Raw genomic sequence first — 12,773 nt, 5'->3', positions numbered from 1 at the left:
TAAATATTTCTTCCATTTCTAATCTATTAGTTATTTTATCCTCTTTCCTTGTTTTTTCCTTAGGAACTGTTGTTTCTTTTCAGGAAAAACGGTAAGATATTAAGTGCTCAGACTTACAAATCGTAAAGAGGTGTCTTTTTTGAAAAATATTATTTTAACGGGAGATCGACCAACTGGGAAGCTGCATTTAGGGCATTACGTCGGTTCTCTAAAAACCCGAGTGGCTATGCAGGCAGATGAAGACAACCAACTGTTTGTCATGATTGCTGACATGCAAGCACTGACAGATAATGCTAAAAATCCTGAGAAGGTTTCATCAAATGTCTTGCAAGTTGCTTTAGACTATTTAGCCGTGGGATTAGATCCTGCAAAATCTACTTTATTTATCCAATCACAAATTCCGGAATTAGCTGAATTAACCATGTATTATTTGAACTTAGTCAGCGTAGGACGCGTTCGGCGCAATCCGACTGTCAAAACAGAAATCGAACAAAAAAAATTCGGTGAAAGCGTGCCTACAGGATTCTTTATCTATCCTGTTTCTCAAGCAGCAGATATCACTGCATTCAAAGCGAATCTTGTACCTGTTGGTGAGGATCAAAAACCAATGCTAGAGCAGACACAGGAAATCGTACAAAGCTTCAATCATACATATGGTGAAGTCTTGGTGGAACCAAAAGGCGTATTCCCACCAAAAGGAATGGGTAGATTACCTGGAATCGATGGAAATGGCAAAATGAGTAAATCGTTAGGAAACGGTATTTATATCTCCGATCCTGCCGATGTCTTACAGAAAAAAGTCATGAGTATGTATACTGATCCAAACCACATCCATGTACAAGATCCTGGACAAGTAGAAGGGAATATGGTCTTCACCTACTTGGATGTATTCGGAACAGATAAAGAAGCAATTGAAGAAATGAAAGCTCATTACCGCCGCGGCGGACTTGGTGATGTAAAGATCAAACGATACCTCATTGATGTATTGGAAGCTGAATTTGCACCGATCCGTGCGCGCCGAGAAGAATTGGAAAAAGATCCTTCAGCTGTTATGGAAATCTTACGTAAAGGTAGTGAAGAAGCTGCTAAAGTAGCTGCACAAACACTTTCTGAAGTAAAATCAGCAATGGGAATCAATTACTTCCATTAATTCATTTACTCTAAAAAAGCAGGCTGTAAAGGCCTGTTTTTTTATCTCGTCTCTGTGCTATTCCTTTTTTAAAATCAAAAAAAGAGATGTGACGAAGTTGTGTCACATCTTTTTTTCAAATGTATGGTCTTCAAAAGCTACTTGATCGTTACTTACTATATTTTCCTTCTTAGCGAATACTTGCCTCTAGGTTTTCTACCAACGCTTTTTCGACTTTTTCCATTGCTTTATTGATTTCTTCATCTGTCAATGTTGCTTCTGGGTTGACGAATGTCAGGCTATACGCCATGGATTTATGTCCTTTTTCAATGTTTTCTCCTTGATAGACATCAAATAATTGGATATCTGTTAAAAATCTTCCGGCAGCAGAACGGATAACTTCTGTTAATTCCTGATTTGTCACAGTTTCTTTTACAAGCAAAGCGATGTCCCGGCTGACTGCTGGGAATTTTGTCACTGCTTCGAAAACGATCCCTTTTTGAGCAGCTTCCACTATAGCAGATAAATCAAACTCAGCAACATATGTTTCTGGAATATCATAACTTTTTGTAATCGTTGGATGCACTTGACCGACAAAACCAATAAATTTTTCGCCAAGGTAAATCGCAGCAGTTCTTCCAGGATGCATTTCCTTCATTTCTGTCACTGTTTGATAATGGACATCTTCAGTGATGCCTAGTTGTTCAAATAAGTTTTCTAAAAGACCCTTGATGGTGAAAAAGTCTACATTTTGAGCTTTCGTCTGCCAATCTTTTTCTTCCCAAATACCAGAAATAGCGATTGCTGCATGTTTTACTTCTTGCGGCAGATGTGTACGTGGATCATTTTCTTGGAAGAACACCCGACCAATTTCATATAAAGCAATCTCTGTATTTTTTCGGGCAGTGTTATAACTGATATCATCTAATAGTCCGCTGATCAAATTCATTCGTAATACAGAACGTTCTTCGCTCATTGGCCAGTCCAAACGTGTAATATTACTTTCATTTATAACAAACTGTCTTGATTTTTCTTCTGTTGTCAATGCATAACTGATTGCTTCGCTCAATCCGCTTCCTTCAAAGATTGTACGAATTTTACGAGTAGTTTCTTGTTCTTTTGACAAGCTTCCAGCAACCGTTTCTCCACTTGGAAGTGTAGATGGCAACTGGTCGTATCCATAAATACGAGCAACTTCTTCGATAATATCTGCTTCGATTTGGATATCCCAGCGTCTTGGTGGTACTACTACGGAATAAACATACTCCTTTTCTTCATAGCTAAATCCAAGTGCTTCAAAAATCTCATTTACTTCTTTAACGACAAGAGATGTTCCTAAATATTGATTGATGCGTTCAAGTGAAATCTTCACTGATACGTCTTCTGCTTTGATCTCTGAGCCTTTGACCGCGCCTTGTAGAACTTCCCCACCCGCAAGAGAAACGATCATTGCTGCAGCAACCTCACTGGCTTCTCCAACAGTCGCATGGTTGATTCCTTTTTCAAAACGTGCAGAGGATTCACTACGCAAATTAAATTGTTTTGCTGTACGACGAATCGAAATTGGATCAAATAAAGCAGATTCTAGTGCAACTGTTGTTGTTTCATTCGTGATCTCTGAGTCTAACCCTCCCATGACACCAGCTAAAGCAACTGGTTCTTTGCCGTTAGTAATGACGAGATTGTCAGTTGTCAATTCCCGAGATTCTCCATCTAGTGTTACTAATGTTTCATTTTCTTTTGCACGGCGGACAAAGATCTCTTTTGATTTCAATTTGTCGTAGTCAAATGCATGTAGTGGTTGTCCGAATAAAAGCAAAATATAGTTCGTCACATCTACTACATTGTTGATTGGACGAATGCCTTCGTTCATCAAAAGATTTTGCAGCCATTGAGGACTTGGCTGGATTCTTACTCCTTCAATGATTCTGATTTGATAAGCAGGAACTGCTTCTTTATCTTCAACTTCCACTTGAATTTTATCGCTAGCAGGACGTGAGGATTCTACCAGCTTTTCGTCATCGAATGTAGGAGTCTGACGATAAATTGCCCCAACTTCATAAGCTACGCCACGCATTGACAATGCATCCGCACGATTCGGTGTGATAGATAATTCAATAATCGAATCATCCATATCCAAATAAGGAAAAACTGGATCGCCATTTACAGCTTCTTGTGGCATATAATAGATACCTTCAGCGTATTCTTTCGGTATAACACTATCTGAATAGCCAATTTCTTGTAATGAGCAAATCATGCCATTTGATACTTGGCCACGCATTTTTCCTTTTTTGATTTTTACATTACCAGCGATACGTGAGTTAGGAAGTGCAACAATCACTTTGATTCCAACCTTCACATTAGGCGCTCCACAAACGATTTGAGACAGTTCGTCTTCGCCAATATCGACTTGACAAATAGAAAGGTGATCAGAATCTGGATGTGGTACGCATTCCTTGACTTCACCGACAACGATTTTTTTCAAGCCTTCTTCTGGAACCGTTACTCCCTCTACTTCGATTCCTGTCACAGACATCTTATCCGCTAATTCTTTTGGTGTTACATTCGATAAATCTACATAACGATTGAGCCATTTATATGAAACTAACATTTTCTTACTCCCCCTTGAACTGACTTAAGAAACGTAAGTCATTTTGATAGAAATTACGGATATCATTCACTCCATACCGCAACATAGCTACGCGGTCTGGTCCAAGGCCGAAAGCAAAGCCTGAATATTCTTCTGGATCGATTCCTGACATCTTCAACACATTCGGGTGTACCATGCCAGCTCCTAAAATTTCGATCCATCCAGTGTATTTACATACGTTACAACCGGCACCACCACATTTGAAACAGCTGACATCTACTTCTACTGATGGTTCCGTAAATGGGAAATAACTTGGACGCAAACGAATTTCACGATCTTCCCCAAACATTTTTTTCATTACGACTTCTAATGTTCCTTTAAGGTCGCCCATTGTGATGTTTTTATCAACAACTAGCCCTTCAATTTGATGGAACTGATGACTGTGGGTCGCATCATCTGTATCTCTGCGGAAGACTTTCCCTGGCGAGATCATTCGTAGAGCACCCTTAGAGAAATCATGTTTTTCCATTGTCCGTGCTTGGACTGGTGAAGTATGTGTCCGAATCAATATCTCGTCTGAAATATAGAAAGTATCTTGCATGTCCCTTGCTGGATGATCTTTTGGCAGATTCATCCGTTCGAAATTGTAATGATCAGATTCTACTTCATATCCTTCTACGATCTGATAGCCCATACCCACAAAAATATCTTCAATTTCTTCCATGATTTGTGTCACGATATGACGTGTACCATGTTTTACTTTTCTACCAGGTAGTGTCACGTCTATTGTTTCTTTTGCCAAAGCTGCATTTAACGCTTCTTCTTCTAATACTTGTTTTTTTCGCACGATCTCTTCTGTCAAAAGATCTCGGATCTCATTTGCGAAACTTCCGACTTTTGGTCGCTCTTCTGGACTTAGATCTTTCATCCCACGTAATACTTCTGTGATCGGTCCTTTTTTTCCTAACGTTTCAACACGTATTTGATTTAATTCATTTAAATCTTGTGCCGCTGTGATTTTGACGAGCGTTGCTTCTTTCAAGCTCTCTAATTGTGCTTGTAGAGACATGTGCTTGTTCCTCCTTTAAATTCCAAATACAAAACAAAAAGACCTCATTCCTGTTAAGGAACGAGGTCTTCGCGTTACCATCCTAATTTGCGGATAAATGACTTACACCGCACTCTTACTTCGTTAACGACAATTGCCGGTCTGATTTTATCAGACGAACTCGGAAAGTGAACTTCATTTTTCAAACACAGGATCTGCTTTCAGTCTGCGACAGATCTCCCTGAACTGGTTTAGCCAAACTACTCTTTTTCGTCATCGTTCTTTACTTATTCGTATGGACTATAGTTTACAAGATTTTTTTTACAAAATCAACCGCATTCTTCCTCTGTGATCCATTTTTCGCTCCAAACTTGTATTTGACGCATCGCTTTTTGCAAGTCTGCTCCTTTTTCAGTCAAGAGATATTCTGAACGGCTCTTTTCGCTACAGGCAAAGTTTCGAGTGACTATTCCTTCTTTTTCTAATTCCTTCAAGCGTTCGACTAATACTCGATCACTGACCATCGGGATTTTTGCCGCAAGCTCAACAAAGCGTTGCGGACCGTTTTCGAGTAGTACATCGATAATCAATCCGTTCCATTTTTTTCCTAAAATAGAGAATGTTTTTTCAAATTTAGGGCATAAAACGAATTCTGTCTGTGTTAGCTCCATCATACTCACCTCTTCCCAGAGTATAGCATAATCCTTACAAAACATAAGTCAAGTTTGCTCAATTATAATTATTTGTTAATGTTTATAATTTGTTTCACTCGAAGCAAAATTAGGAAAACATTTTCTACTGGCTTATTCAAAGCTTCTGACATTGCTTGTTGGTAAAGTCTTAGCTGTCCTTGATATTTTTGGACGATTGCATCTATTTCTGCTGGATCATCCGGATGTAAAATAAAATCTGTTTTAAAATCATAGATATTGAGATGATCTTTTTCTTCTAGGTATCCATCGACGATTCCGTGGATTAATAGTTCATCTTCTTGATTTGGATAGTCTTGAAATACTTCGTCAGCAGGAAGCAGCATGGAAAAAGGTTGTTCTCGTTTTACGTTTTCTTTGTTGGCAATCAGCTGTTGACCAAGTTCTGTTTGAAAGAACCATATAATAGAAGAAACATCTACTTTTTTCGCGACTTTTTCGTCTACTAACCGTTTCCTTACCAATTCCTGTAATTTTTGATGGATACTCTCTGTAGTTGGCATCTCTAATGGCAGTAATTGTAACAAAGCATGCGTAGCAGTTCCAACAGCAGCTGCTGACACTTGCCGATCTTTTTGCAAAAATTTTGGTTCTGCTAGTTGTTCTTGCGTATAACGAAATTGACGGGATGCTGCTTTGTTCTGACTGCTTTCCAGAGTCAAACGTGATTCTTGTGTATCATCTGGATCTTCGAATAATCGTTTGATTTCAGATACAGATTGATAACTTGTGGTTTGTGAAGAAGCTTGATAAGGATATTCATATGCCAGACGTTTTTGTAACGAATCTGCTAATAAAGTTTCATCTTCTTTCATCTGCTGATCTAAGTTAACCAGTTCTTTTTCAGCAAGCAACTGTCTTTGTTCAATGATCGATTGCTGATTCATCCATGAAATAGAAAACTGTGCATTTGAATGTTGAAGAAGAGAAGTCGAAATTTCTTCCTCTAAGTATTTCTGCATTTCAGGATGACGGATCAATCCGTAACCAATCCAATTCATCAAGCTGCTTCTGCCCTTCAAACGTAGCGCAGGATCAAAAACTAACTCCTCATGATCAGCTGCTTCAGACCACGTTTGGATCATTTGCTCTTTATTTTTATAGGAACCGACAATGAAAAGCTTTTGTTCTGCCCGAGTCAATCCTACATACAATTTACGCATTTCTTCCGACAACAATTTGTTTTGCTTTGCCAATTTGATGGCTTGAAACGGTAACGTATCATATAACACTCGTGTTTCAGGATCCATATAGCGAATTCCTGCTCCAAGTTTTTCTTCAAAAGCATACCGATTGCGCAAGTCTTGTAAGTTGAACTCCTTTGTCATATCTAACAAAAATACAACTGGGAATTCCAAGCCTTTACTTGCATGGATCGTCATAACGCGAACAGCATTATCTTCTATTGAAATGACTGGTTCTGCTAAGTCTTTATCTTTTTCTTGCATTTTTTCAATGAAACGCACGAACTGGTATAATCCTCTGAAAGAACTTTGCTCGTAAGCTTTGGCACGATCAACCAATGCATAAAGATTGGCTTGTCTCTGTGCCCCTGCTGGCAGACCGACCACATACTCTAGATATCCCGTCTCATAATAGATATCCCATAACAAGTCAGTGATCGAAGAACGGCGAGCAAGTTCTCGCCAATGCTCTAGTTGCTTGCCAAAATGTTCCAGCTTAGCTGCTAATTCATCTTCGTTTGATGCTTGATAAGCAAGCACAGCATCATAGTAAGTATGTGCACGGTTAGCTAATCGAATGCTGGCTAATTCTGGTTCAATCAGACCCACGATCGGTGAGCGCAATACAGCCGCAAGCGGAATATCTTGATAGGGATTATCGATTAATTGTAGCAGCGAGATCATCGTGCGAATTTCTGTCGCTTGAAAATAGTTTTGAGCATCATTCATCTCTAATGGAATATCCAATGTTTTGAAAATCTCTAAAATCGTTAAGTTGTTCTTCTTTGTAGGTGTCAAGAGAACAATGTCTTTGTACTCTATCGGACGACTTTTTTTTGATTTTTTATCATAAATCATAAAGGAGGAATCAATTAATTGACGAATTTTTAGTCCTGTCATAAAAAGTTCGCCTTCTGTTTTGTCTTCCAGTATATCATCCGTCGGAATCTCAATCTCTGATTCTTCCTGTTCTTTTTCATAGATCATGATTTCCGGCTCAAACTGTTCATTCTCTGGAAAGTCTGAAAATCCTTGGATCAGTTTGGCTGCTTCGTCATAATTGATTTGACCCACTGCTGGATCCATTAGTTGTTCAAAAATAAGATTCGTAAAAGAAAGGACTTCTTTTCTAGAGCGGAAGTTCTCAGCCAAAACGATTCGACGTCCGCCTTCTTTCTTTGAGAAATTCTCGTATTTCCCGATAAATAAACTAGGATCTGCTAAACGGAAAGAATAGATGGATTGTTTGACATCCCCAACCATGAACATATTTCCTTTTGTATCATCGGGTTCTCTTAGCCAGTATAAAATGGCTTCTTGTAATTGGTTCACGTCTTGATATTCATCTACCATTACTTCTTTGAATTTTTTTCGATAATGTTTTGAAGCTTCACTTGGCAGCCATACATCTTTCGTTTTTTCTGTGAGAATCTGCAACGCTAAATGTTCCAGATCATTGAAATCCAGCACACCTTTTTCCCGTTTACGCATACTGAAACCGTCCATGAAGCTTTGCGTGACTTTTGTCATTTCTTCGACTAACGGTAGTGCTTTGTCCGTTAATTCTTCCATTTGGCTTGGGGAAACAGGAAAATAACTTTTACTTATCTGCTGAATCAGTTTTTTTGCTTTATCCCTCATGCCCTTGACTTCATTGGAAATTTCTTTCAATTCTGCTTTCCGACTGCTCTTAAAAGTTGAAAAAGTTAGTTGTTCCAAACCAGCATAAGCTTCTTCTAACCGATCTTGCGAGAACGCTTCATAGATATTCTTGATCTGCTGTTGTTCTCCAGCTACTTGCTCATGCATTTTTTCTAATCCTTCACCTTGTGCTAACTGAGTCATCTGTTCATATAACTGTACACATTGGTATATATCTGCCAAAACTAAAGGACGGATTTGTTTTTGATATAATCGAGATTTCGCTAGCCCCTCAGGCAAACGATAATTATCGCTTAACTGTTCTAGCCATTTTTGGGGGTCAGGGTTGGCACGGGCAAACTCATAAAGAGAAAACACCAGATTCGTCAAGCCGTCATCTGAACGATCATTAGAAAAATTCATTGTTAATTGGAAAAATCGTTCATCATTTTCTGCATAAAGTGCTTCTCTCAGCTCGTCCCACACATCCTCCTTCATCAAGATCGTTTCTGTTTCATCTGTTAACATGCGAAAGACTGGATCAATATCAATTAAGTAATAATAACGTCGAATAACTGTCAGGCAAAAAGCATGTAAGGTTGAGATATTCGCTGTGGGCAATAAAACTAACTGCTTAGTAAAATGCTGTCTACGTACAGGGTCACTTTCGCTATTGACGGATTCTTGTAATGCCTCTTGAATTCTTTCTTTCATTTCTCTTGCGGCAGCTTCAGTAAATGTCACAATCAATAATTCATCGATATCAAAACCCATTTTTAGTTTTTCAATCACTCTTCGAACAAGCACTGTAGTTTTACCTGATCCGGCAGACGCAGAGACTAATAGATTATCTCCTTGATCAAAAATCGCTTGCCACTGATCATCTGTGAATCGTTCATTTTGCGGTTTTAAAGGAATTTGATTCACTCTTCTTCACTCCTTTTCAATATTCTACGCAGTGCTTCTTCCTTATCTATTTTCTCCAGACGGTGGTAATTATTTTCTTTCAGCATCACATCAAACGTACAGATGCTTCTGAATGGACAAAATTCGCAGGCAATCCGCTGTTTATCTTTATAAGCTGGATTTAGTTTGATTTCTCCGGAAGTAATCGCATCTCCAGCTAACCGCATATTTTCCCGATTATGCGCCATGAATAGTTGCAGTTCTTCTTCCGTGAAAAATTTGTCTTTACTGAAACTACCTTTTTGGTATTCATCTTTCGCATTTTTTTTCACTGGATAGATCAGTGATTGTTCTTTTGCTTCCAGTGAATGATCTAGTACTTCTAAAAGAGCGGGATCATCGACAAAAACGCCATCATAACTAAATTTTTTCAATGTATTCTTCTCTACATCATCTGTCTCCGTCAATACAGGATTATGAACATGTAAATAATATGATCCTGCTGGTTTAACAGCCGCCTTTCCAGTCAAACGTACCGCATCCATCAATGCTACGTCCAGATACGTCAATAATTGCATAGCCATGCCATAATAAGCTTCTGTGACATCGAATGAACGTCCGCTAGATTTGTAATCAACGACGCTTAGCCAAGTATCTTCTTGTTCAGAAGCTACATCGATTCGATCGATTTTCCCTCGAACATGGAGTTTTCCACCATTACTCAACGGTAATTCCAGACCTGTGATACCTTTTGCTCCAGCAATCTGACCAAATAGAATCTCTGTCTGAAGAGGATGCATGCCTGTATTTTTGCTCTGTTTTTGCAAAGCCCATGTCACTTTTTGAATCGTCTGTCCTAACTGGTAGCGGATATAGTTCATTCTTGCAGAACTATCCAATATCTCAAACCGAAGTTCTCCGAATACTTCCTGCAGCACTTTTTCAGTAAAGTCTCTACGCTGCGCATCGGACATATTCACTAAGGATAATTGGTTTGAAAACAGTAGCTTGAAGAAACGATCCAATGATTCATGATAAAAATCACCAGTTGCTGCTGGAGTTAGACCATAAACAGTTCGTTCTTTCAATTTCAAACCAAATTGCATGAAGTATTTGTATTCACAATTATAAAAATTCTCCATACGTGAAATTGAAGTATAAATCTCTTTTCCATAAAGCTCTTCCGCCATTTTTTCTGGCATCGAAACAGGAACATTTAAATGTTCCTGACTTTCAAAAATCTGTAAAGCAAAATTTCGCCATGACGAATTCAGTACTAATTCTTTGAGCTTTTGCCAGTGCTTTGGTACAGGTTTTTTTTCATCTAAAGCTAATCGATAAATCCTATTGACTGTATTGATTCCGCTTCTGTAAGTCCCTACATAACAATTAGGGTCGCTTTCGATCGTCAAATGCTCTTTTCTCTCGACGGGAACAGATAAATATTCTGTGATTCTACGCAAATAAGGAGACATCTTCAGCGAACCATCTGTGTCATAGCTTTGTGCATAACTAAGATATAATCGATCTGTTCCGGAAAGAAAAACAAGATAGGCTTGGAAAGGCTCAAAAGAGATACTTTCCTTTGATGGGTCGAATAAAAACTGTCCATCTGGCAAGGCCTGATTTAATACTTCTCGTTCTTCACTGGACAACAATCCTTTTGTCTCTTTTCGGTCTGGAAACACTTGATCATTCAACCCTAATGCAAAAGTGACGGCAGCTTGATTTGGTCGAACTAATTCCAAACGATTGATTCGCACTTGGTCGATTGCGGTAGGGATTTTACCATAACTTAGATTTTCTAGACCACTTGTAATGATTTCTTGGAACAGTGACCAGTCAAAAGCCGATTCACCATAAATTACTACATATTCATCCAACAGATCAATCAGCGCTCCCCATGTCTGCTCATGGTTTCTTGCCGCTTCTAAGTTTCCTCTGTCTACTTCCTGATTACGCCAAAACAATAATTGTTGCTGTACGCCACTTTGGATCAAAAATTGATAAAAAACATTTGCGGCCTCTTGTCCTGTTTTGCTTTTCTTTATTTTTTTCAAAAATACTGGTACAGCTTTCTGAAATAATCGTCTAATCGTATTTGACTGTTCTTCCAAATACTGTACGTCTTCAATCTGTTCTGCTTCAAAATCATACGCCACAAACTGCCAGTCTTTTTCACGAGTCCAATAAGTTCCTTGATAATTGTAAGCAAGTGCTACATTTTCAGTGATGTCCAGTTTTTTCCTGAATTCATCTCGCTCTTGTTTCCATTCATCAAGTTCGGTTTCTGCTTCCGTCGACAGAAATAATTCAGTTTTGAAAAAACGCATAATATCACTTAGCCGATAAGAATAGCGGTCAAGAGCGAACAGACTGTTGATCCATTCGATCAGCGGATGATTTTCCATCATTTGTTCTTCATCGATATAAAAAGGAATTGCCATTTCTTGAAAGATCGGCCGAAGGATATTTCCATATAAAGACATATTTTTTGTCAGCACTTGGATATCACGATAACGGTAGTTTTCTTCACTGACTAGTCGTCTGATTTCAACAGCTAATTGTCGGACTTCTTCAGTTGGATTTTCAGCTTCCCACAAATGGAGATGCTCTTGTCCCCCTATTTTGTGTACTGCCGCTTTCTTTTGGCTAGATGTCTCTTCCCACATTGTTTGCAGCAGTTGAAGCTCTGTCGGACGAGTCTGCTCTGGTGCAAATCGGTCCACTAATATAGGGACTTTCCGTTCTCTTGCACTTTGAAAAAGACGGAAATAAAGCTTTCCAGTCTCATGAAAGAGCGTAAGTACTTCTGGAAGATCCGCTGTATAAGGACGATCCAGCAATAAATCGACAACCAATTGCCCCTTTTCCATCATTGCCTGCAGTAATTGATACTCTTGACCATTGATTCGAGAAAAACCACTGACAATAAATTTGACGTTGTTGAAATCTTGTGTCTGCATATAATTTGCTAGTATAGATAGTGCATCTTCATTTGTTAGTGCACGTTGAGTCAATTCGCTGTCATAAGCTGAAAAAATCAGCTTCAAGTCTTTCATTTTAAGTTGCTGGTCTTCTGCATTAGGTGAATCACCAAATAAAAGCATCAGGTCTTCTGGTTGAATATTTCCTGTACGCAATTCACTGTAGAGTTCTTGTAATTGACGAATAAACCCTCTTTTATTGATTTCTCCGCGAAAGATTGTTAATTCTTCCTCATTTTTTTCTAAAATCTGTCGCAAGATCATTGCAGATCCTGATTCTGATAATTCATTTCCTGTAAGAAGAGTTGTCTGTTGCAGCAAATACCAAGCCAGACGATAAAAACTAAATACTTGAACGTTTGTTGTGCTGAAAGTTTTTTTTCCGCTTCTTCTTCGCATCTCCGCTAAAATTTCTTGTTCCTGTTCGAATTTGCTGTAGTTGGGAACAAGGAAAAATACTTGGTTACTTGCATCCTGGTCGAGCCAAGCGGATGCTTCGTCGATCAAGACTTGACGGTGATCTTTTTTCCCGTTTCCAAGAATAAATTGTAAAGACATGCTTTTCCTCCTTCAACACA

Annotated in this window: 6 protein-coding genes and 1 other annotated feature; of the genes, 1 reads left to right on the top strand and 5 read right to left on the bottom strand. The window is 38.7% G+C overall.

What is annotated here, in order from left to right; translation table 11 throughout:
- Positions 1 to 139 precede the first annotated feature (139 nt).
- Positions 140 to 1,150 (top strand): tryptophan--tRNA ligase, encoded by a 1,011-nt coding sequence (trpS, locus tag ACIFUW_RS06190; RefSeq protein ID WP_002288045.1) that lies wholly within the window; start codon positions 140 to 142, stop codon positions 1,148 to 1,150.
- 169 nt (positions 1,151 to 1,319) lie between these two features.
- Here the strand turns inward: trpS and pheT are convergent, their stop codons facing one another.
- From pheT to ACIFUW_RS06165, 5 genes are all read right to left on the bottom strand, one after another.
- On the bottom strand, positions 1,320 to 3,740 hold the full coding sequence (pheT, locus tag ACIFUW_RS06185; protein ID WP_002296881.1) for a phenylalanine--tRNA ligase subunit beta: 2,421 nt from the start codon (positions 3,738 to 3,740) through the stop codon (positions 1,320 to 1,322).
- 4 nt (positions 3,741 to 3,744) lie between these two features.
- Positions 3,745 to 4,788 carry a phenylalanine--tRNA ligase subunit alpha gene (pheS, locus tag ACIFUW_RS06180; protein ID WP_010729352.1) on the bottom strand — a complete coding sequence of 348 codons (1,044 nt, stop codon included), beginning with the start codon at positions 4,786 to 4,788 and terminating at the stop codon, positions 3,745 to 3,747.
- Between the two features lie 53 nt (positions 4,789 to 4,841).
- Positions 4,842 to 5,053, bottom strand: a binding site (T-box leader).
- A 43-nt stretch (positions 5,054 to 5,096) separates the two neighbouring features.
- Entirely contained in the window at positions 5,097 to 5,438 is a 342-nt protein-coding gene (locus ACIFUW_RS06175) for a winged helix-turn-helix transcriptional regulator (protein WP_002303789.1), read from the bottom strand.
- A gap of 68 nt (positions 5,439 to 5,506) precedes the next feature.
- Positions 5,507 to 9,229 (bottom strand): helicase-exonuclease AddAB subunit AddA, encoded by a 3,723-nt coding sequence (gene addA, locus ACIFUW_RS06170; protein ID WP_002296885.1) that lies wholly within the window; start codon positions 9,227 to 9,229, stop codon positions 5,507 to 5,509.
- Positions 9,226 to 12,753, bottom strand: coding sequence for a PD-(D/E)XK nuclease family protein (locus ACIFUW_RS06165; RefSeq protein ID WP_002296887.1), 3,528 nt, complete (start codon positions 12,751 to 12,753; stop codon positions 9,226 to 9,228). Before ACIFUW_RS06165 ends, addA begins: the two co-directional genes overlap by 4 nt.
- Between the last annotated feature and the right edge of the window lie 20 nt (positions 12,754 to 12,773).

It is taken from the genome of Enterococcus sp. PLH-Efm8 (genome assembly GCF_053011625.1).
The sequence above is the reverse complement of the archived record's forward strand: the minus strand, read 5'-3'. Positions and strand labels throughout refer to the sequence as shown.